This window comes from Niabella pedocola, assembly GCF_021044425.1.
In the GTDB taxonomy this organism is placed as follows: Bacteria; Bacteroidota; Bacteroidia; order Chitinophagales; family Chitinophagaceae; genus Niabella; species Niabella pedocola.
The window spans coordinates 389,477-410,430 of the sequence record NZ_JAJNEC010000007.1; the positions used below are offsets into that span (position 1 = coordinate 389,477).

Sequence of the window (20,954 nt, forward strand, 5' to 3'; positions counted from 1 at the left end):
CGCGGCTGAAGGAATGCTACCAACCGGTTCCTCCGCTGATAATGATCCTTTCCGGGGGGATCACCGCCGATGCTTTTGCTGCGGGTATCAGTTAGTCATAAACCGGCCAGGCGTCGGGCTTTTCCAATAAAGGCGGCTATTTTCTCCGTAACAGCAGAAATATGCCCAGCAACGCGATACCAACCAGGAAAAAAGCCCACCACATACCTGCTTTGAAAACAGCTTCTACCGCACTACAGCTTTGAAGCAGCAACATGCCGGCCAATACACAAAACAGAAAATTTTTCATACTTGTTATTTTAAGAGGTTTAGTACAGTTGCAAACAATAAAGAACCGCAGGAGATACAGGCAACCCGTTATCGGTTCTTATTCATATTCGAACACTACGAATTTCAGGCCAAACCATTGATACTGGTTTACTTTTTCATTGTACACCTCCAAATTGCAGTATTGAGCAATTTTGGTTTAATATTTGGGAGATTTCCCTATAAAAAGCAGGCAAAAACTAAGAAATCTGTTAGGTTTGCAGAAACAGGACAGAATCTTTTCGTTCATTTATTAACCCATTGCACACTTGAACAAAGCAGTTAAAAAAGGTATAAAGATCGTTGTAAAAATACTTGCAAGTATTCTTGTGCTCATCATCCTGCTCATTCTTTCGCTGAACCTGCCCTTTGTTCAAAACCTGATCAAGAATAAAGTAGTTGCTTATCTAAAGAAGAAGACAGATACCGAAATAAGCCTCGAACGCATCCGCATCGGGTTTCCAAAGGATCTTGAGCTGAACAAGCTGTATGTGGCCGATAAAAAGAAGGATACCCTTCTTTATGCGGAAAAACTGGGTGTGGATCTGGATATGCTGGCCCTGCTCTCCAACCGCGTAGAGATAAATAGTATCGAGCTCAACACGGTGCGTGCAAATGTGTACCGGCTTCATCCCGATACGGTGTTTAACTATCAGTTCCTGGTAGATTCACTTGTATCGGATGAAACAAAACCAAAGGAAGAGGAAAAAAAGGATTCAACGGCGGCATTGAAATTCCGGCTGAACAAAATAACCTTCAATGATATCCGCATCCGGTTCAAAGATGATGTGGTGGGAAATGATGCCGGCATCGTGCTGGGAAGCCTTGATGCCCGGGTAAAAACATTCGACCTGGAGCAAATGCATTATGGACTCAGTGCTTTAGCCCTCAAAAATACCCGCCTGCATTATTTCCAGCATAAGCCGCTGACGGTATTACAACAAAAGGCCGATTCCAGCATCGACAAAACGGCGGCTGAAAAAGGCGGCCGGCTGCCGCTCATCGAATTTGGGAAACTGGCACTGGACAATGTATTCCTCAATTATGACGATGGTTTGTCCGATACCCGTGCCCTGGCCAACCTGCATACCTTTCACCTGGAAAACCTGGCACTCGACCTAACCAATGGCGGCTACCGTTCGTCTGATGTATTGTTGGAAAACTCGGTGGTCGATTTCGCCTATCGGCCCACGCCATCCAATAAGGAAGCCATTAAAACCGCCGCAGACAGCGCATCCGATTCCCCCTTCAGTTTACTGCTGAATAAAGTGATCCTGGCAAACAACCAGGTTACATATAATAACCTGTCGGAAAAGCCGGTGCCGGGCCACCTGGATTTCAATCACCTTAATATAAAAGAACTGGGGCTTACCGGTAACGATGTATCCATCGACAGCAGCGGTATTAAAGCCGCGATACTGGGGGGTAAACTGAAGGATACCAGTGGTTTTGTGCTCAATGATCTGAAAGGAAATATCATATACGACGATCAACAGATAAAGGTAGACGGGTTCATTTTAAAAACGCCCTATACACAGATCGATAATAACAGTTTACTGACCTACACAGCGCTGAACGACCTGAGCAAGCATCCGGAAAAAGTAAAGATGGATGTACAGTTCCGCAATACCATTATAGGGATGCAGGATCTGTATTACCTGATGCCATCGGTTCCGGCCAGTTACCGTGGCCGGCAGATCCGACTGGCAGCGGCCTTTACGGGTTACCTGAACGACCTCGATATTGAAAAATTGCAGATACAGGGTTTAACCAGTACCCATATTGATATTGCCGGTGGGATCCGCGGGTTGCCCGATATGGACAAAACCATCTTTAACCTCACCCTTCGTAAACTGCAAACCTCAAAAAGAGATCTGTTTGCATTATTGCCACCCGCTTCCATGCCGCAAAGCATAGAACTGCCCGGCTATCTTTCCGCAAGCGGAACATTTAACGGAGGCCTTACCAATTTCACCACGGCCCTCCAATTAAAAACCGATATGGGAGGCGCCAACCTGCAGGCCGCCATGGGCGGTCCTAAAAACAGGGAAACCTATCGTGCCAAGGTGCAGCTCAACAACTTTAACCTCGGACGTTTGTTAAAGCAACAGGATCAGCTGGGAACCGTATCCCTCCTGGCCAATGTAAGCGGCCAGAGCCTGGATACTAAAAGAATGCGGGCAAAACTGAACGGCACCATCTATCATGCCCGCTATAACAAATATGATTATAAAGACATCAAACTGGAGGGCAGCTATGCCGGTAATATTGCCGTGCTGAAGGCGATCAGCAACGATAGTAATGCGCACTTTGCCTTAGACACCAGAGTGGATCTCAACAAAAAAACACCGGCCATCAAAGGAACAGCCGATCTGAAACATATCGATCTTCAAAAATTGCATTTCTATTCCGATCCGCTGAAGCTGGCCGGTTTGGTTGATCTTGACTTCAGCTCGGTAGATCCGGATTATCTGAACGGCAGTGCCACCCTTCGAAGCGTTCAGATCGGCTTTAATGAATCCGTTTATAATATCGATACATTAACGCTTAACGCCGTTTCTAGCACCGAACACAATGAGCTCAGCCTGCAATCGGACTTTATTACAGCACATTTCAACGGCAAATATCAGCTCACCCAGATCGGGCAGGCCTTTATCAACCAGATCAATAAATATTATGCATTTGCGCCTACAAAGAAAATCGCCCCGCAGCAAATGCAGTTCCAGATCGCCATCACCGATCCAAAACTGATTCAACAGTTTGTACCTGCCTTAACCACGCTGGCCCCTTCCACCATTAACGGTGCCATTAATACGCAAAGCGACAGCTTCCGTTTGAACGCCTCTTTTCCACATGTGGTATACGATAGTTTTGATGTAAAAGATATTGTACTGAAAGCCGGCAACACCGATTCGGCAAGGTTGAATTACGCGCTGAACATTAAAGAGATCCAAAGCCCGTCCGTTAATTTATACAATGCGGAAGTAAGCGGGGCGGCACTCAACAACCTGCTGGATCTGAACATTTATTTAAGAGACCGCAGCAATAAAGATAAATACCGCATTGGCGGGCAGTTTAAATCGATGGATCAAACCTATCAGTTTACACTCGATCCGCAAAAGCTTTTGCTGAACTACGATCCCTGGAAAGTAGCCCCCGACAACCTGATCCAGTATGGCAAGGCCGGCGTGTATGTGCGCAATTTTGAGATCAGCAATAACGGGCAGTCATTGGCCATCAACAGCCGGTCTACCCAACCCAATGCACCGGTAAATGTGAAGTTTACCAACTTTATGCTGGAAACCCTCACCCGGTATGCCGACCAGGATACTGCGATGGTGGGCGGGAAACTCAATGGGGTGGTTGATGTTACCGATATTGCTACCAGTCCGAAATTTGAAGCAGATCTTACTATTAACCAGCTCCGGTATCAGAAAGACGCCCTAGGTGATGCAACTATAAAAGTAAACAACAATACGGCGAATGCTTACCAGGCCGATATCCGTTTATCGGGTCTGCACGACCTGGCCGTAACCGGTTTCTACTACACCGGTCTTACGGGTTCACTGGATCTGGATATCGCCGTTAATAAGATCGATCTGAAGCATATCGAAAGCATCAGCGGCGGCCAGGTAAGAAACGGTAAAGGAATCCTTACCGGCAAGCTTACGGCAAAGGGACCGGTAAGCAAACCGGTGATCCTGGGCGCCCTGGCCTTTAAAGATGCAGGGTTCAATATTGCGCAACTCAACGGATATTACCAGCTTAAAAATGAAACCGTACGTTTTGTAGAATCCGGCGTTTCTTTTAATAACTTCACCATCCGCGACTCTGCCAACCAGCCGTTGACGCTGGATGGCATGATTACGTTGCCCAACTTTTCGAACCCCGGCTTTAACCTCACGCTTCGTGCCAATAACTTTAAGGTAATGAACTCTACCGTGGCAGACAACGAGCTGTTCTATGGTACGGTGCTCGTTACCTTAAACGCCCGCATCACCGGCGACCTAAACAAGCCCAAAGTAAACATGCAGGCCCGCATCAATAAAGGCACCAAATTCAATTTTGTAGTACCGAACGATGATCCGCTGGTGGCCAGCCAGGAAGGCATTGTGGAATTTGTAGACAAAGATGCCCCGCCTTTCAACGGCCGGCAGCCGATCAATGTAGATAGTATGACCCGCTCCCCCATTACCGGGTTGGATATTTCGGGAGATGTTAGCATCGATAAAGAAGCAGAGATCACCATTGTGGTAGATCCGCAAAACGGGGATGCGCTGCGGGTGAAAGGCGAAGCCGACCTCAGTTTGCAAATGGATCCAAGCGGCCGTACCACCTTAACAGGACGGTATGAAATTACCGAGGGAGGATATAACCTGACCATCGGTGGACTGGCCAAACGGGAATTTAAGATCCAGCAGGGAAGCTCTATACAATGGACCGGTGCCCCCACGGAAGCCAATGCGGATATCACGGCCATTTATGAAGTCAACACTTCGCCCATTGACCTGGTTGCGGCACAGCTCGAATCAGAGAGCAGCACAACCCGCACGATGTACCGGCAAAAACTTCCCTTTTATGTGTATCTCAAAATGAGCGGGGAATTATTAAAACCCAAGATCAGCTTCCAGATCGATATGCGGGAAAGTGAACGGAATGCTTTTAATGGCATTGTGTATACCCGCCTGCAACAGATCAACGCTAATGAAAGCGAGTTAAACAAACAGGTATTTGCCCTGCTGGCGCTCAACCGTTTTATTGCCGACAATCCATTTGAAAGCCTTGCCGGTGGTACTTCTGCGGGTGCACTGGCAAGACAAAGTGTGAGCAAGCTGCTTACCGAGCAGCTCAATAATCTTGCTTCTGATCTCATCAAAGGAGTAGATATTAATTTTGACCTTACCTCCCAGGAAGACTATTCAACCGGACAGGAAAAAACCAAGACCGATCTGAATGTAGCCTTTACAAAGCGGCTGTTGAATGACCGTCTTAGTGTTACGGTAGGAAACAATTTTGCACTGGAAGGAGCCAATGCCAACCAGGGTGCGGCACAGCTGGCGAGCAATGTAAACATCGAATACATGCTTTCCCGGGATGGACGCTACCGCCTCAGGGCCTACCGCCGCAACCAGACCGAAGGAATCATTGAAGGGCAGATTATTGAAACCGGTGTAGGCTTTATCATTGTGGTAGACTACAATAAATTCAGAGAGGTGTTCCGCAGTTTCAGGAACCGGGATCAGCGTCGCGGAACCGGCACTTCCAGCAGTAACCGACAAAACAGGGGAAATGAGTAAACGGAGCTATTCATATTTGGTTTTTACGCGTAGGGCGGGTCAACAGTCAGATACCAGATTTCAGACTTCAGATTTCAGATACCAGACTTCAGATGTCAGACTTCAGACTTCAGATGCCAGATTTCAGACTTCAGCTATCAGCGGTCAGTCGTCAGCCGCTACCGGGGCGCGGCAACGGCCATCAACACTCCTGGTGGTTTCTATTTTCAGCCTGCTGATATGTTCATTATTCGCCGTTTCCTGCTCTACCACCAAAAAATTAAAACCGGGTGAAATACTTTATACCGGTGCCACTGTAAAATTAAACCCGGATACGCCTGCCGTCAAAGATCAGAAACGTTTTCAAAAAGAGCTGGAAGAAAAAGTACGCCCCGCACCCAATAAAAAGTTACTCGGCTGGCGTTACAAATTATTTTTTTATAATCTTGTCAGCGAACCCAAAAAACAAAAAGGATTTAAATACTGGATCAAATACAAACTGGGCGAACCGCCGGTGTTAATGAACCAGGTGCGGTTACAGAACAATGTAAACGTAATGACCAGCTATATGGCCAGCAAAGGTTTTTTGCAATCCTCCGGCACCGGCGACACTACCATCAAAGGGAAAACGGGCAAGGCATTTTACCAGGTCTATTCCGGCCCCCGTTATACCATGCACAACATCAGCTTTCCCGGCGACAGCAGCAATGAGATTACAACACTGATCCGTGCCTCCCAAAATAAAACACTGCTGAAACAGGGCCATTATTATGACCTGGATGTTTTTAAAGCGGAACGGGAGCGGATCGATGTACAACTCAAAGAAAAGGGCTATTATTATTTCAGTCCGAATTTCCTGCTGATACAGGCAGACAGCACCATCGGCGGCAACCAGGTAGACATTGATCTTAAACTTAAAAATGATGCACCCCGGGCCGCTCTTCAACCCTATTTTATCCGGAATATCCATATCTATCCGGACTACAGCTTACGGCGGGATTCCTTTACCCGGGCCTCGGAACCGGTGCAATTCAAAGATTTTACCATCTATGATCCCAACCATAAGTATAAACCCCGGCTGTTCGAGCACCTGATCTTTTTCCAGAAAGGCGAGCGGTATAACCGTACGGATCATTCGTTAAGTCTCAACCGGCTGGTGAACATCGGTACTTTCCGGTTTGTAAAGGCGGAGTTCAATCCCATTGATACGGCCTCCAGTAACAATATGGATGTAGACTTCCTGCTCACCTCCTCCAAGAAGAATGCACTGTCGCTTTCGGTAACCGGAACCAGCAAGTCCAATAACTTTATCGGATCAGAAGTAAAAGTTACCCATACCAATAAAAATACCTTCCGGGGTGCAGAACAGCTCAACCTCAGTCTCTCCGGCGGCTTTGAAAAACAGTTTAGCGGACAGCAAAAAAACCTCACCTCCTATTCGCTGGGTGCCGAGGCCCGGTTATTGTTCCCGCGCTTCCTGATCCCCGTAAAAGGATTTACCACGCACAATGCCTATGTACCCAAAACCCATATCACCATCGGATCGCAGCTATTGAACCGTGCCAATTATTATACCCTGCTTTCGGGAAAAGGTGAATTCGGTTATTTGTGGAAAGGCAATGAGTTCAACGAACACCAGTTCAACCCGCTTTCTGTAAGTTATATCCGCACCGCCAATACTACCGACAGTTTCAACAGGATGCTCGAAAAGGTACCCACCTTAAAAAACAATTTTGAGAACCAGTTCATCATCGGAACCAACTATACCTATACATACAGCAACCAGGTAAAGAATGAGCTGCGCAATAACTTTCTCTTTATGGGATCGGTGGAATCCGCGGGCAACCTGATCAATGCATTTCTGCGCAAAGATGAGGACGGCAAGAAACGGCTGTTTCAAACGATCACCAACCAGTTCGTACGCCTGGAAGCAGATTTCAGAGATTATTACAAGATCAGTCCCGGCCTTATCTGGGCTAACCGCCTAAACCTGGGATATGGAATTCCTTATGGCAACAGTTCTGTGCTGCCCTATGTACGCCAGTTCTTTGCAGGCGGAAGCAATGATATCCGCGCCTTCCGTTCCCGTTCACTGGGCCCCGGAACATTTTATATCAACACAGACAGCCTGGACCTCTTTGCCGATCAGGGTGGGGATGTAAAGCTGATGTTGAACACCGAATTAAGAGCCAAGCTCTTCAGTGTTATCCAGGGCGCCGTATTTATTGATGCCGGTAATATTTGGCTGGCCAAAACTGATACCAGCCGTCCGGGCGGACAATTCCGGCTTGGAAATGTACTCAGTGAAACAGCCATTGGCGGCGGCGTCGGTCTCCGGGTAGATGCTTCGATCTTTGTGGTGCGTTTCGATCTGGCCATGCCGTTCCGCAAACCCTGGCTGCCACCAGGTGAGCGATGGGTATTTGACCAGGTTCGCTTTGGCGATCCCGAATGGCGCAAAAAAAATCTTATATTTAATATCGGTATCGGTTATCCGTTCTGATCTGCACTGCCGGTGATGACTAAAAAGCATCGTTGTCATTTCGGGTACAGTAGAGATTCTTTACGTCATTGCCTTGCAATGAATGATACATCCGGCATATCGAACAAGGCCGGGCTATCCGGCGCGGCGGCTCCGCTTTTATCCGTCATCAATGTATGATTCAGCGTAACTCCGCAAAAGTTGTAATTGCCTTATTGAGTTTACCCGGCAAACGATCGCATGCCGGCACCAGTATTGTTCAACCCTGCGAAGGCAAAATCGTTAAACGCGTTCTATATGAATAAACCGCTCCCCACCATTTTAAAAGCCGGTATGCTTGCAGGCACGCTGGATATTCTTGCTGCGTTTCTGCATTTTTTCCTGGCAACCGGGAAAAATCCGCTTTTTATATTCCGGTATATTGCCAGCGCCTTGCTGGGGCCCATGGCGTTTTCAGGAGGACCGGAAATGTATGTAGCCGGACTCCTGCTGCATTACCTTGTGGCATTTGCGTTTACCCTGTTTTTCTTTTGGCTGTATCCCCGTTTAAATATATTGCGGCGCAACCCGGTGGCCACGGGTATCTTTTATGGTCTTTTTATCTGGGTGGTTATGAATTTAATCGTTGTTCCCTTATCAAGGATCGGAACCTTTCCCAACAAGGTTTCAGGTATGCTCATCAATGCTGCAATACTGATCCTGGCCATCGGAATTCCGCTGGCCTTTATAGCCCGTCGTCATTACCGGTCAAAAACAATACAGGTCCTGTAAAACACAGCCCCATGCAACAACTCAACCAAGATTGTATCCTGCAATACCAATGGGTAACCGAATCCCGGAACCGGCTCCTGCTTTACCTGGAAACGCTGGCACCCGGAATGCTGCTCCAGGAGGTACCTTCTTTCAGCAACGGCGGCAGCATCCGCAACCTGCTGGTACATGTGGCCAACGTATATCAGCACTGGACCGGTATCATTGCCCTGAACAAGGCGATCACTTATGCAGCATATGAAGATTTCACCGATATTCCGCAGGTTCGTATCCTTTATGGCACCATCGATTCATTGATAACCGAACTGCTGCAACAGGAAGCGCTTGCCGCAACGCAGGTTCCGTTTTCGCTCAACAAGGAGCAGCGCACCACTTCGCTGTTCCGGATCTTCACCCATGTAATCACACACGAATGCCATCATAAAGGGCAGATCCTTACCATCAGCCGGCTCATGGGGTATACGCCGGTAGATACGGATATCATTCATTAACAGGAAAAAAGGCGTTGCACAACTGTACGTCAACGTATCGAAATAAATGATCAGCATGAACGGTACCGGTTGGTGCGGGTACCCGTGCCCGAATACAGCAGCATCATCCTGCCACTGGTGTTACCTTGTAGGCACACCGCCGCGCGCCTTTTAAAATATGATCCACACGCTCCACGTCAGCCGCCTTACCCAATACCGTTTTAAATGTTTTCAGTTCAGCCGCACAAAAGCCCTGGCAGCTGGCGGCTGCCGCGCAGATCGGGCAATGATTTTCCACCAGCAGAAAACCTTCGCCTTCTTTTTTAATATCCGCCATGTAGCCCTCCCGGGTGCGGATCACCGCCAGCCCCTTCAGCCGCTCCTTCAGCGTGGTTTTGCCCTCCAGTTCCTGCAGATAGCGTTCCAGGCCGGCCTTACCGTTGGCTGCAATAATCTTATCCAGCGCCTGCTGACCTAAGGTTCCGCGGATCGATTCGATCAGATTTACCGTTAAGGCCGCGTGCATATCCGGGAACCGGGCATGTCCCAGGTCTGTTAAAGCCCAGATCTGCTGTGGTCTTCCCCGGCCTTTGGACTCGGTGGTAGCCGCTACCAGCCCTTCTTTTGCAAGCTTCAGCAAATGAAACCGGGCGCCTTCCACCGTGATCTCCATTGCCGCAGCAAGGTCCAGCAATGTTTGCGGCCCCTGGGTTTTGATAATACCCAGTGCTTTTTCATTTTCGGGAAGTTGATTTTGCATAATAAACAAAGTAATTATTTATTTTAAATACAAATTTAGTACTTTTGTTCCACTTGAAACATATGGATAAAAGCATGCAGCACCTTCCGGATATCATCCCAAACAAAGTAACCCAATCGGGTATCATCGGCATGAACCTGGTGGATTACGCACCGGATGCGTCTTTTATGGATTTCGATATTACCCCTTATTGTTACAAGGGCCTGATGCTAAAAGAAAAGGAGTTTAAAACCGCAATGGACGCGCTTAACTGGGCTCAATACACGGGAAGCTATGTATCGCTTTACTGTTCTTCCGGCGCCATTCTTCCGCAATGGGTATGGATGCTGGTCTGTGTAAAATTACAGCCATTCGCAAAAAGCATTATATTTGGCAGCACGGAAGCACACAAAACCGGGCGATGGGTTGCAAACATTGAAGATGCAGATTTCAGCAGCCTGGCGGGGAAAAAAGTGACCCTGCGGGCAGACGCTGATGTACCGGAAGCCGTGTATATGAAAGCTACAGAAAAATTAATGCCCCTGGTACTTTCGCTTATGTATGGTGAACCCGGGCTGCCAAAAGTTATTTATAAGTTACAGAAACCAACAACAGAAATCACATCATGAATATATTAGTATTGAACGGGTCTTTGGATGAACGGGAAGGTTCTACTCCAACAAAACTTTCTGCATATCTGAAACAACATCTCGAAGCCCAGGGCGCTACCGTTTCCGTTTTTAACATGGTGGCCTCCGGTATTCCTTTATTTGACTATACCCTGCAGAAGGTTCCCAACGGTGTTCAGGTAATGCTCAACCTGTTCCGGAATGCCGATGCCCATATTTGGCTTACCCCGCTTTATCATGGCAGCATGACCGGCGTAATGAAGAACTGTCTCGACTGGCTGGAACTGAGCTCAAAGGAAGAACGGCCTTACCTGATCGACAAACTCATCGGGCTGATCTGCTGGGCGGATGGGGGGCAGGCAATGCAAGGCATCAATGCGATGGACGCCGTAGCCAAATCATTAAGAGCCTGGCCCGTTCCGTTCAGCGTGCCCATCGTACGCAATGCATTATTTATGGCCCCCGATTATCAGGAAATTACCCAGGAATATAAGAACAAGATCAACCTGCTGACCAGTATCATCACTTCCAAGCGGGTGGTAACGATCTGATGGCGCTGCGTTCAGCGTCTAGCATTCAGCATTCAGCGTTTAGCATTCAGCATTCAGAAGCCCCTTGTTACTCCGGTTGCTCTCGGCTGAGAACTGATCGCTGATAGCTAATAACTGCGCTTCCCGGCCGATAAATAATGATGCCACAGGATCATCGTTGCAACAGTACGGTGCGGCGCCCAGGCTGCTGCAACCTCAAGCAATGTTTCCCTGGAGGTATCCCTATCCAAGGCCTTTAATCGCTTTAATGCATTTACGGCGGCCAGGTCTCCCACCGGAAAAATATCCGCACGTTGCAATACAAACATCAGGTATACGTCAACCGTCCAGTTACCAATTCCCTTTAACGCCGTCAGCTTTTCACGCACTACCGCATCCGGCAACTGGGGCATGGCGGCCAAATCGATAGCCCCGCTGACAATGGCCGCCGCCAGTCCCCGGATATATCCCGCCTTTTGCCGGCTTACATAACAGGCGCGCAACGCTTCATCGCTCAGTTTTAAAATAGCTTCGGGATGGATATGCCCGGTATATTCCTGTAATTTCTTTAACGCAGCCAACGCCGAAGCCAGCGAAACCTGTTGCTCGAGGATGATATGTACCAGGGATTCAAAATTGTTGGAGCGCGTCCACATCGGCGGATGCCCGTATGTTGCCAGAACACCCGCCAGGTGTGCATCCTTTTTAGCAAGCTGGTTGCAGATACGTTTAAATGTTTTTTCAGAAAAAGAACGGATCATCTATTTGAAAGATTACCACAGATCCAGCTGTGGTTTTGGGTTTTCAAGATTCAATAAATAAATTTTACGCTGCAGGCCGCCGCCAAAGCCAATCATCTTTCCATCAGCACCAATTACACGGTGACAGGGAACAATGATGGGTATGGGATTTTTGTTCAATGCCCCCCCTACTGCCCGTACGGTTTTGATATCGCCCACCCTTTTGGCCATTTCGCCATAGCTGATCGTTTTCCCAAAGGGGATACCTGCAAGCAGCTCCCAAACTTTTTTCTGAAAATCGCTGCCCGTCAGCATTACCGGCAGTGTAAACGCTTTTAGCTTTCCCTCAAAATAATCATTGAGCTGACGTTCAGCCTCCAGCGGTAACGGGTTGGCCATGTCCTTAAAAAAATGGGCATCCCGTACATATTTCTCATCGGTTCGCCACTGCACGCCAACCAGATGTGTGGCGGTGGCTATCAGGCGCAATGGCCCCGTGGGTGATGCCATCTCTTTGTAAAAATAAGGTTCCATCTTTGCCAGGGATTAACAGTCCAGCCATCTAAAATACACCATTCTCCTTTAGCAGCCACCATAAGCCGCGCTGTATTTTCTAATAGGGGAATATCCGTTATTCATTAAATTTACAGCGGCCAAACTTCTTGTAAAAAAATGGACCGGAACGACATCAGGCGTATTACCCGCATTACCGCAATCCTCACCCAGTTACAAACCAAACGTATTGTAACAGCACCGGAACTGGCCCGGAAATTTGAAGTAAGTACCCGCACCATCTATCGCGACATAAAAACGCTGGAACAGGCCGGCGTTCCTGTGCTCGTGGAAGAAGGAAGGGGCTATGCCCTTATGGAAGGATTCAGGATTCCACCGGTGATGTTTACAGAGCCGGAAGCCAATGCGCTCATCACGGCGGGCGAACTGGTAAAAAACAACAGTGACCGTTCTTTTATAAAAGCCTACAACGATGCCGTTGAAAAAATAAAGGCTGTGCTCCGGCACCCTGCAAAAGAAAAGGCACACTTGCTTTCAGAACGGGTTCACTTCCGGCAATACAGCACAAACGCTCATTCGGGCGATCATCTTTCAGCACTGCAGCTGGCCCTGACCAATTACCAGCTTATCCGGATCGATTATACATCCGAAAACAAACAGGACTCGAGTAGGGATATTGAACCATTTGCCCTGTATCATACCCGGGAGCACTGGGTACTGGTAGCATACTGCCGCTTACGAAAAGAATTCCGGGCATTCCGGCTGGACCGTATCCGCCGGCTGACTTCGCTTCCTTCATATTTTGAACCACACCCCATCACCTTTGCAGACTATGCAGCACTGTGCCGAAAAAAAGCGGAACACCCCTGACACAGGGTTGTCACAACGGCTTTTTAGCTTCGCTTACTAAAACAATATTTTATGACAACGGAACACATAACATCGTTTAAAGTAATCGGCATCAGTGTACGAACCACTAACGAAAACAACCAGGCGGCAACCGATATTCCTGCACTCTGGAACCGGTTTTTAACAGCAGGTATCGCACAGCAGATCCCCAACAAGACCGGAGATGAAATTTATACTATTTACACGGCCTATGAAAAGGATCATACACGGCCCTATACAACGGTACTGGGTTGCCGGGTATCGTCTTTTGACCAGATTCCCGAAGGGATGGAAGCCGTGGAAATTGCAGAAGGAAATTATGCCCGTTTTACAACAACCGGCAAAATAAACGAAGGATCCGTGTTTAACGAATGGCTGAAGATCTGGAAGACGCCGCTGCCCCGGAAATACACTACAGACTTTGAGCTATACGGAGTAAAGGCGCAGGATCCGGAGAACGCAGAAGTTCCTATTTTTATAGCACTGGAAAATAAATGAACGCACTCGATGATTTTTACGCCAGGCAGGAAGAACCGTTAAAAAGCTGCCTGCTCGCTTTAAAAACGATGATCCTTTCGCAGGATGTCCATGTTGCCGCAGCCTGGAAATATGGGATGCCCTTTTTTTGTTACAAAGGAAAAATGTGCTGTTACCTTTGGATCGATAAAAAACTGGGGCATCCCTACCTGGGCATTGTAGAGGGAAAGCACCTTCATCATCCGTTGTTGAAACAGGAGCAGCGGGCAAGGATGAAAACCATTAGCTTCAACCCCAACAAGGACCTCCCGGCAGCCATCATTACAAAGATCCTGCAGGATATGCTCCGGCTGTACCGCGATGGAATCGTAAAAATAAAATAGCCGGGCAATATTCATTATTATTGAGCGCCCCCGCCTTCCTGTGTCCGCTGCGCCCTCTCAACAATAGAGAACGAACGAGAATAGGCTATTGAACCAGGGATTTTTCCACCGGATTTTGTTACTTTGTTCCGCCTGCGATGCATACAGGCCGATACAATACCCGCCATGCAGCAGCTCCGGCTTATAAAACTCCGGTCAACAGACGCACTTCCCTTCGGTTTATTATTGCTGGCGGATGAAACGATCGCGGCCATAGAAAAATACATTTATGCGTCAGCAGTATACGTATTGATGCAATCGGGTGAAACCATTGGCGTTGCCGCCCTGTATCCCTTATCAGCCGATGAGCTGGAAATAAAAAATATAGCAGTGGCTGCATCGCATCAAAACAAGGGTTTCGGTTCCTTCCTGATCCGGCAGCTCATTGAGCTGGCACGCACACAACAATATAAAATGCTCGTTGTTGGAACGGCAGATACAGGACTACAGCAGATCCGGTTTTATGAGCGCAACGGTTTCAAAAAGTACGCACTTAGAAAAAACTTTTTTATCGAGCATTACCCACAACCCATTTTTGAAAATGGCGTGCAGCTAAAAGATATGGTCCTTCTCCGGCAGCCATTGTAACCCCTGTAAAAACCGCAACAACAATGACAACATGCATTATCCGCGATTATGAACAAAAAGACCTGGCGGCTGTAACCGGGCTCACCTGCGAGCTCGGTTATCCCACCACCACAGCAGCAATGCAACTCCGGATGAACGCCATCTCCGGCAATGCGCATTACCGGACCCTTGTAGCCGTAATCGATAACCAGGTGGTAGGATATGCAGGACTGGCCACGGGATGGTACTGGGAGAAAAACGGAACCTTTCTCCGGATCCAGGCGCTGGTGGTACATAAAGATCACCGGAAGGCACGAGTAGGTAAACAATTGCTGGATGCGGCAGCAGCACATGCCCGTACCATCGGAGCCGGTGCGCTCCTGTTAAATTCCGGTAACCGGCCCGAAAGAGAAGCGGCCCATCAGTTTTATCCAAAGATGGGATTTGAGGCCGTTTCCACCGGGTACGTAAAAAAAATCACCCCGTAACAGTTTTATAATAAGGAAAGTTATGCAACCCGCTCTTACAGAATTTCAGGGTTTTCTTACATCATTTACAGAAACGATAAGTAAATGAATATCAATTGTTATCAAACTGTTAGAATCTAAATCACATGCTATTTTTTTTGTTCAGAAAACAATAGCATGTAATTTTGCATAGTGTTACAAATGCGTTTCATAGTACTGATATTATTTCTGGCCGCCTTTTTTATGGGGCCGGCGCTCACAGCAAGTGCCTGTGAAATGCATCAAAAAACCGAAAAAAATACAAAAGCCGTTCACCCAACTTCGCATACCGTAAAAGCGGTGACACACCAGGCCGATTGTTGCAGCCAGTCGCCCGCAGCCCATCAGCAAAAAGGGCATTGTACGCACGATAACTGTACGGACAACAGTTGTCATCCTGTTTCCATTTACAGCCTGCATACGGTGAACCTTCTTGAGATCAGTTCTCTTCCGGCAGCCGTAGCCGATCATCGTATCGGGCGCAATCCGTTGCACCTGCCTTCTTATGCCTACACGATCTGGCAACCACCCCGATTGGGTTAATCAGTACTAGAGGGCTCTTTGTGCCCATTCCCTAACGCTCAGGCGTTCACTTATGCTGTATGCGATCCTTTCGCATACGATTTATCACTGATTAATCATACAATCATGCAATCAACAAAAAATATATTCCTAGCCCTCCTGATGGGGCTCGCTACCACTTTTTCTTATGCACACGGACAAATAAAGCATTCGAAAACCGTCACCGTATCTATCCGGGGAAATGCGTCTGCCTGCAAAACGCTGATCGAAGAAGCCGGTTCACAAAAAAAACAGGCACAATTAACCTGGGATGCAGCTACGCAAAAAGCCACGCTCGTCTATAACAGTCATGCCACCACAAAAGATGCGGTGCTGAAACGCGTGGCTCTTGCCGGGTTCGATAATGAAAGCTACTATGCACCGCTTGAAATCTACCGGTCGCTTCCGGAGGCCTGTAAGTATAAGGGCGATCCGGAAACCCTGCCCCAGCAGGCACATACCGGTCCTACCCCTATGCAGGGCAGAACTCCAACCGGATCCATACCAGAGGTGGCCACGGCATCGGCACTGGAACCATTGTATAAAGTTTACTTTGCCATCAATAATGCCCTGGTGCAGTCGGATGACAAAGCTGCTGCTCAAAAGGCCACGCAATTGAACGCTGCCGTTAAAGCCGTAAAAATGGATGTATTAAGCAAAAACGAGCACCAGGTATGGATGACGGTGATGGGCGATCTTCAAAAACAGGCGGCCGCACTGCAATCAGCCGGTGGAATCGAAAAACAACGGGCTGCTTTTGGACCGCTTTCAGAAACTATTTATAAACTGATAAAAGCATCCTCCCTACCATATAAAGTCTATTATAATCACTGTCCGATGTACAAGGGTGGTGCCAACTGGCTCAGCAGCGAACAGGGGATCAAAAATCCCTATTACGGCTCTAAAATGCTGACCTGCGGTTCTACAAAGGAAACGCTTCAATAACCAGATTCCTCATTTTAAAACAGCACTCATGAAACAGTTATTTTTATGGGGAGGAATGGCTATTGCGATAGCAGCCTGCAATACTACGGAAACCGAGAAGCAGCCAATGGCCACCGGTACGGTTACCGGATCGCAGACATCCACCCGGGAGGCAAACACTACAGCACGATCCTTTTCTTCAGCAGAAATCCTGCACGCCTACTTTGTATTAGGAACGGCGCTTTTTGAAGAACAGTCCACAGGGATTACAAATGCCGCCGGCGCTCTTGGAAACCAGCTGCAAACACAACTGGTAACAGGGCTTCCGGCAGCACAGCAAAAAGAGGTACAGGAAATCGTCGAAGCCTCCATTGAAAATGCAGCGCATATTGCAGCCAGCAAGGATAAGCCGGATCACCAGCGGGAGCATTTTCAGTTGTTAAGTGAAGACCTGTACGATCTGGTAAAAATAACAGGCGCAAAAGCCGCCATTTATAAATTTGCCTGTGCTTCGCTGAACAATGGAAAAGGAGGGTTCTGGCTCAGCAACCAGCCAACCGTAAAAAATCCCTATACCGGATCGGCCCGCAACAATTGTGGTACCATCACCGAAATATTGAAGCCATGAAACCGTTTCACGCCGGAACCGGGATCGTATTGCTGCTCCTGGCAGGGCTGCAACTCGTTCCCCGGGCACCCCGGAACCGGGCCACAACCACAGCCGGCAGTTTTGCAGACCGTTTTGCACCTCCGCAGCAGGTACAGCGGGCATTAATAGCTGCCTGCCTCGATTGCCACAGTAACAATACCCGTTATCCCTGGTATACGGTATTGCAACCGGCAAATGCATGGATGAACCGGCATATCCAAAAAGGAAAGAAAAAACTGAACTTTGATGAAGTGGCCGGTTATGGAATACGTAAACAACGTATGCAATTCAGCGGAATCATCAACGCGCTGAATGAAGGGTCCATGCCACTGAGATCTTATACCCTGGTACACGGGCGTCTTGCTGCAGAAGACAAGGAAATGCTGATCCGTTATTTTACAGGGCTGAAAGACCGCTCCGGGAAATAGAACCGCCTTCGGGCAATATACTACAGACAAACAGGTAGCTCTACCTGATAAAGCAGAACAGAAATGAAACAACAAATAAAAACAGCAGGGATCTTTATCTTTTTTATAATGGCGATGCTGCACCCGCAGGCCCAACGCGTAAAGCGCTATGACCTGTATGTAACAGATACCATGGTCAATTATTCCGGTAAACATAAAATGGCCATTGCGGTTAACGGGCAGATCCCTATGCCCACCCTGGAATTTACCGAAGGAGATACTGCGGAGATCGTGGTGCATAACCGGCTTAAAGAGCCAACCGCCCTGCACTGGCATGGGGTATTCCTTCCCAATAAAGAAGATGGAGTTCCCTATTTAACACAAATGCCCATCGAGCCGGGAACAACATATACGTATCGTTTTCCCATCATCCAGAACGGCACCCACTGGTATCACAGTCACTATGGCTTCCAGGAACAAACAGGTATGTACGGATCGATGATCTTTCATAAAAAACCAGGAGATCCTGCTTTTCGCAAAGGCATTGACGACCTGCCATCTGTTCCGGTAATTTTAAGCGAATGGACCGACATCATGCCCCATAATATTCACCGCATGTTGCGCAATGCCAATGATTGGGCGGCCATTAAAAAGAATGCCGTACAAAGCTATGCGGAAGCCATAAAAGCCGGTCATTTTAAAACCAAACTCGTGAACGAATGGAAGCGGATGCTGGCCATGGATGTAAGCGATGTTTATTACGATAAGATGCTGATCAACGGCCGGAATGAAAGCCAGCTCGACCAATTTAAAGCAGGCGATAAAGTACGGCTACAGATTTCCAATGGAGGTGCCTCCACTTACTTCTGGGTACATTATGCCGGTGGCAAAATAACCGTAGTGGCCAATGACGGAAATGATGTGGTGCCGGTGGAGGTAGACCGGTTTATTTTGCCGCCGTCCGAAACCATCGACATCGTGGTAACCATTCCCGAACCCGGCATTTCCTACGAACTGCTGGCCACATCGGAAGACCGCACCAACAGCACCGCGCTCTTTATCGGGGAGGGCAAAAAACAACTGGCCCAACCACTCGGCCGGCTCAAGTATTTTGAAGGGATGAAAATGATGAACGGCATGATGCGCATGAACGGCACAATGAATGATATGGGTATGGCCATGCGTTTACAGCAGATGGATATGAATACTGTCATGTACCCCGAGGTTACCGGCCCTGCCACACCCAGGATAGGGAAAAGAAAGCCGGAAGCCGGCAAAGAAGTTCCAATGCATATGCACGAAAATCCAACCGCCCATACTGCACATCCGGCAATGCAGGAGCCCACATCTATGAAACAGGACAACAGCAGTATGGCAGCGCATGCAGGGCACTCCATGCCGGCAGATCCGGGTATGCCTCCGGCCATCCTTACGCTCAACTACAATATGCTGAAGGCGCCGAGCAAAACCGTTTTACCGGAAAATGCACCGGTTAAAGAGCTTACGTTCACCCTCACCGGTAATATGAACCGCTATGTATGGAGCCTTGATAACAAGGTGGTTTCCGAAACAGATAAGATACAGATCAAAAAAGGCGAGATCGTTCGTATCAAATTATACAATGCCTCCATGATGCGGCATCCCATGCATTTGCATGGACATGATTTCCGGGTGCTCAATGACAAGGGTGAATATGCCCCACTGAAAAACGTAATTGATATCATGCCCATGGAAACCGACGTGATCGAGTTTGAAGCCAACGTGGAAGGCGACTGGTTTTTTCACTGTCATATCCTGTACCATATGATGGCAGGCATGGGGCGGATTTTCACGTATCAGAACCAGGCGCCCAATCCCTATATTTCAAACCCGCAGAAAACCATTAAAAAACTATACCGCGATGACCGTATGTTTTTCCTGATGGCCGAGAACGAAGTAGCATCCAACGGTAATTTCGGATCCGCACTCTACCACAATACCCGTTGGGCCCTGAATGCCGAATGGAAACTGGGTTATACCGCCAGCAGAGGGCATGAGATTGAAGCCAATTTCGGCCGTTTCCTGGGGCAGATGCAATGGTTCCGTCCCTTTGTAGGGGTTGAGTGGACCTACAGGAAGGATAGCCACGAAGAGCGGGACCTGTTTGGACAAACGTTCAAACATGATGGCAAGCTACGCTACACGGCCGGGTTTGCCTATACCCTTCCCTGGCTGGTGCTCTTACAAACACAGATCGACACCCGGGGGCAGGTACGCGTTGAGCTGGGCAGGGAAGATATTCCGCTTTCAAAACGGTTGAGAGGTGCTTTCTCACTCGACACCCGCAGGGAATATATGGGCGGATTGCGGTACATCGTTAACCGGAACTTCAGCATATCTGCCAACTACAATACCGAATATGGCTTTGGAGGCGGATTGGTGCTTACTTATTAATAACGGCCCCTGCGGACGCAAAGCAATACAAAAGCTGCTCACAGAATCCCCGGTTCAACACAGAAGAATCAGTCAGACCGGTTCTCCAATCTTCTGTGTTCATCTGAGCAAATCCGCGAGAACCGATATTTTATTAAAGAAAAACAAAAACAGTTACAATGAATCACGTTACAAAAACCAGTCTCATCATTGGTATAGCCGTTTTCTTAACGGCCTGCGGCAACACTGCAGAACAGCAAAAGGCAATCAATACGCCGCCGGCATCCGCAGCAGCGCCGGCATTATTACAACCGGGAACCGTCAACTATACAAAAGGAGACGCCGTGCCCGCCAACCTTGTATGTATGGTTAATGACGCCTTTATGAACAAAGCGCAAATTGCGGTGCCGTTTAATGGCAAAACCTATTATGGCTGTTGCGAAATGTGTAAAAACAGGATCCCGCAGGATGCCGCGGTACGAAAAGCTACCGACCCCGCTACAGGCAATATAGTGGATAAGGCATCCGCCTACATTGTAATTACCGGAAATAATGGCGAGGTTTCGTATTTTGAAAGCGCCGATACCTATAAAAAGAGCAGGCAGCATCCATAAACAACTAACAAATGGTAATTTAGACAAACGCCAATTGTTATGAAATTGCCATATTTAGTGTTTAAACATTG

At 48.1% G+C, this 20,954-nt stretch carries 21 protein-coding genes; 17 read left to right on the plus strand and 4 right to left on the minus strand.

What is annotated here, in order from left to right:
* Positions 1 to 136: 136 nt before the first annotated feature.
* Complete coding sequence (locus tag LQ567_RS22605) at positions 137 to 289, minus strand: hypothetical protein (protein WP_231008127.1); 153 nt, start codon at positions 287 to 289, stop codon at positions 137 to 139.
* 286 nt (positions 290 to 575) lie between these two features.
* Here LQ567_RS22605 and LQ567_RS22610 point away from each other — a divergent pair, with 286 nt between their 5' ends.
* From LQ567_RS22610 to LQ567_RS22625, 4 genes are all read left to right on the plus strand, one after another.
* The gene (locus LQ567_RS22610) at positions 576 to 5,603 is read left to right on the plus strand and encodes a translocation/assembly module TamB domain-containing protein (RefSeq protein WP_231008128.1); all 5,028 of its coding nucleotides are present in this window, start codon (positions 576 to 578) and stop codon (positions 5,601 to 5,603) included.
* A gap of 193 nt (positions 5,604 to 5,796) precedes the next feature.
* Entirely contained in the window at positions 5,797 to 8,085 is a 2,289-nt protein-coding gene (gene tamL, locus LQ567_RS22615; RefSeq protein WP_231008129.1) for a translocation and assembly module lipoprotein TamL, read from the plus strand.
* Between the two features lie 276 nt (positions 8,086 to 8,361).
* Positions 8,362 to 8,835, plus strand: a complete 474-nt coding sequence (locus LQ567_RS22620; RefSeq protein ID WP_231008130.1) for a hypothetical protein — start codon at positions 8,362 to 8,364, stop codon at positions 8,833 to 8,835.
* Between the two features lie 11 nt (positions 8,836 to 8,846).
* Positions 8,847 to 9,326 (plus strand): DinB family protein, encoded by a 480-nt coding sequence (locus LQ567_RS22625; protein ID WP_231008131.1) that lies wholly within the window; start codon positions 8,847 to 8,849, stop codon positions 9,324 to 9,326.
* A 103-nt stretch (positions 9,327 to 9,429) separates the two neighbouring features.
* Here LQ567_RS22625 and LQ567_RS22630 read toward each other — a convergent pair whose 3' ends face one another.
* Positions 9,430 to 10,065: a helix-turn-helix transcriptional regulator gene (locus tag LQ567_RS22630; protein WP_231008132.1), complete on the minus strand. Its 636-nt coding sequence runs from the start codon at positions 10,063 to 10,065 to the stop codon at positions 9,430 to 9,432.
* Between the two features lie 44 nt (positions 10,066 to 10,109).
* Between LQ567_RS22630 and LQ567_RS22635 the strand changes: the two genes are divergently transcribed.
* Positions 10,110 to 10,673 carry a DUF2480 family protein gene (locus LQ567_RS22635; RefSeq protein WP_231008133.1) on the plus strand — a complete coding sequence of 188 codons (564 nt, stop codon included), beginning with the start codon at positions 10,110 to 10,112 and terminating at the stop codon, positions 10,671 to 10,673.
* Positions 10,670 to 11,224 (plus strand): NADPH-dependent FMN reductase, encoded by a 555-nt coding sequence (locus LQ567_RS22640; RefSeq protein ID WP_231008134.1) that lies wholly within the window; start codon positions 10,670 to 10,672, stop codon positions 11,222 to 11,224. Before LQ567_RS22635 ends, LQ567_RS22640 begins: the two co-directional genes overlap by 4 nt.
* Before the next feature lie 107 nt (positions 11,225 to 11,331).
* Here the strand turns inward: LQ567_RS22640 and LQ567_RS22645 are convergent, their stop codons facing one another.
* Together LQ567_RS22645 and LQ567_RS22650 are read right to left on the minus strand one after the other, a co-directional pair.
* Positions 11,332 to 11,964: a DNA-3-methyladenine glycosylase family protein gene (locus LQ567_RS22645; RefSeq protein WP_231008135.1), complete on the minus strand. Its 633-nt coding sequence runs from the start codon at positions 11,962 to 11,964 to the stop codon at positions 11,332 to 11,334.
* 12 nt (positions 11,965 to 11,976) lie between these two features.
* Positions 11,977 to 12,477, minus strand: a complete 501-nt coding sequence (locus LQ567_RS22650; RefSeq protein WP_231008137.1) for a methylated-DNA--[protein]-cysteine S-methyltransferase — start codon at positions 12,475 to 12,477, stop codon at positions 11,977 to 11,979.
* 138 nt (positions 12,478 to 12,615) lie between these two features.
* Between LQ567_RS22650 and LQ567_RS22655 the strand changes: the two genes are divergently transcribed.
* From LQ567_RS22655 to LQ567_RS22705, 11 genes are all read left to right on the plus strand, one after another.
* Positions 12,616 to 13,326 (plus strand): helix-turn-helix transcriptional regulator, encoded by a 711-nt coding sequence (locus LQ567_RS22655; protein WP_231008138.1) that lies wholly within the window; start codon positions 12,616 to 12,618, stop codon positions 13,324 to 13,326.
* A 51-nt stretch (positions 13,327 to 13,377) separates the two neighbouring features.
* Positions 13,378 to 13,842: a GyrI-like domain-containing protein gene (locus LQ567_RS22660; RefSeq protein WP_231008139.1), complete on the plus strand. Its 465-nt coding sequence runs from the start codon at positions 13,378 to 13,380 to the stop codon at positions 13,840 to 13,842.
* Positions 13,839 to 14,204, plus strand: coding sequence for a DUF1801 domain-containing protein (locus tag LQ567_RS22665; RefSeq protein ID WP_231008140.1), 366 nt, complete (start codon positions 13,839 to 13,841; stop codon positions 14,202 to 14,204). The genes LQ567_RS22660 and LQ567_RS22665 overlap by 4 nt, the downstream gene beginning before the upstream one ends.
* 165 nt (positions 14,205 to 14,369) lie before the next feature.
* The gene (locus LQ567_RS22670) at positions 14,370 to 14,831 is read left to right on the plus strand and encodes a GNAT family N-acetyltransferase (protein ID WP_231008141.1); all 462 of its coding nucleotides are present in this window, start codon (positions 14,370 to 14,372) and stop codon (positions 14,829 to 14,831) included.
* 23 nt (positions 14,832 to 14,854) lie between these two features.
* A complete protein-coding gene (locus LQ567_RS22675) occupies positions 14,855 to 15,298 on the plus strand; it encodes a GNAT family N-acetyltransferase (protein WP_231008142.1) in 444 nt (147 codons plus the stop codon).
* Between the two features lie 180 nt (positions 15,299 to 15,478).
* Positions 15,479 to 15,859: a hypothetical protein gene (locus LQ567_RS22680; protein ID WP_231008143.1), complete on the plus strand. Its 381-nt coding sequence runs from the start codon at positions 15,479 to 15,481 to the stop codon at positions 15,857 to 15,859.
* A 105-nt stretch (positions 15,860 to 15,964) separates the two neighbouring features.
* Positions 15,965 to 16,822 (plus strand): DUF3347 domain-containing protein, encoded by an 858-nt coding sequence (locus LQ567_RS22685; RefSeq protein WP_231008144.1) that lies wholly within the window; start codon positions 15,965 to 15,967, stop codon positions 16,820 to 16,822.
* A 28-nt stretch (positions 16,823 to 16,850) separates the two neighbouring features.
* A complete protein-coding gene (locus LQ567_RS22690; protein ID WP_231008146.1) occupies positions 16,851 to 17,429 on the plus strand; it encodes a DUF3347 domain-containing protein in 579 nt (192 codons plus the stop codon).
* Positions 17,426 to 17,878, plus strand: coding sequence for a heme-binding domain-containing protein (locus LQ567_RS22695; RefSeq protein ID WP_231008147.1), 453 nt, complete (start codon positions 17,426 to 17,428; stop codon positions 17,876 to 17,878). The genes LQ567_RS22690 and LQ567_RS22695 overlap by 4 nt, the downstream gene beginning before the upstream one ends.
* A gap of 63 nt (positions 17,879 to 17,941) precedes the next feature.
* The gene (locus LQ567_RS22700; protein ID WP_231008149.1) at positions 17,942 to 20,290 is read left to right on the plus strand and encodes a multicopper oxidase domain-containing protein; all 2,349 of its coding nucleotides are present in this window, start codon (positions 17,942 to 17,944) and stop codon (positions 20,288 to 20,290) included.
* Between the two features lie 158 nt (positions 20,291 to 20,448).
* Positions 20,449 to 20,883: a hypothetical protein gene (locus LQ567_RS22705; RefSeq protein ID WP_231008151.1), complete on the plus strand. Its 435-nt coding sequence runs from the start codon at positions 20,449 to 20,451 to the stop codon at positions 20,881 to 20,883.
* Positions 20,884 to 20,954: the final 71 nt, after the last annotated feature.

Excerpts from the sequence above, each read along its gene's own strand:
- LQ567_RS22660 (WP_231008139.1), top strand. The coding sequence starts at position 13,378 with ATGACAACGGAACACATAACATCGTTTAAAGTAATCGGCATCAGTGTA.
- LQ567_RS22605 (WP_231008127.1), bottom strand. The coding sequence starts at position 289 with ATGAAAAATTTTCTGTTTTGTGTATTGGCCGGCATGTTGCTGCTTCAA.
- LQ567_RS22630 (WP_231008132.1), bottom strand. The coding sequence starts at position 10,065 with ATGCAAAATCAACTTCCCGAAAATGAAAAAGCACTGGGTATTATCAAA.
- LQ567_RS22625 (WP_231008131.1), top strand. The coding sequence starts at position 8,847 with ATGCAACAACTCAACCAAGATTGTATCCTGCAATACCAATGGGTAACC.
- LQ567_RS22700 (WP_231008149.1), top strand. The coding sequence starts at position 17,942 with ATGAAACAACAAATAAAAACAGCAGGGATCTTTATCTTTTTTATAATG.
- LQ567_RS22645 (WP_231008135.1), bottom strand. The coding sequence starts at position 11,964 with ATGATCCGTTCTTTTTCTGAAAAAACATTTAAACGTATCTGCAACCAG.
- LQ567_RS22690 (WP_231008146.1), top strand. The coding sequence starts at position 16,851 with ATGAAACAGTTATTTTTATGGGGAGGAATGGCTATTGCGATAGCAGCC.
- LQ567_RS22695 (WP_231008147.1), top strand. The coding sequence starts at position 17,426 with ATGAAACCGTTTCACGCCGGAACCGGGATCGTATTGCTGCTCCTGGCA.
- LQ567_RS22680 (WP_231008143.1), top strand. The coding sequence starts at position 15,479 with ATGCGTTTCATAGTACTGATATTATTTCTGGCCGCCTTTTTTATGGGG.
- LQ567_RS22640 (WP_231008134.1), top strand. The coding sequence starts at position 10,670 with ATGAATATATTAGTATTGAACGGGTCTTTGGATGAACGGGAAGGTTCT.
- LQ567_RS22650 (WP_231008137.1), bottom strand. The coding sequence starts at position 12,477 with ATGGAACCTTATTTTTACAAAGAGATGGCATCACCCACGGGGCCATTG.
- LQ567_RS22685 (WP_231008144.1), top strand. The coding sequence starts at position 15,965 with ATGCAATCAACAAAAAATATATTCCTAGCCCTCCTGATGGGGCTCGCT.
- LQ567_RS22665 (WP_231008140.1), top strand. The coding sequence starts at position 13,839 with ATGAACGCACTCGATGATTTTTACGCCAGGCAGGAAGAACCGTTAAAA.
- LQ567_RS22620 (WP_231008130.1), top strand. The coding sequence starts at position 8,362 with ATGAATAAACCGCTCCCCACCATTTTAAAAGCCGGTATGCTTGCAGGC.
- LQ567_RS22675 (WP_231008142.1), top strand. The coding sequence starts at position 14,855 with ATGACAACATGCATTATCCGCGATTATGAACAAAAAGACCTGGCGGCT.
- LQ567_RS22670 (WP_231008141.1), top strand. The coding sequence starts at position 14,370 with ATGCAGCAGCTCCGGCTTATAAAACTCCGGTCAACAGACGCACTTCCC.
- LQ567_RS22705 (WP_231008151.1), top strand. The coding sequence starts at position 20,449 with ATGAATCACGTTACAAAAACCAGTCTCATCATTGGTATAGCCGTTTTC.
- LQ567_RS22655 (WP_231008138.1), top strand. The coding sequence starts at position 12,616 with ATGGACCGGAACGACATCAGGCGTATTACCCGCATTACCGCAATCCTC.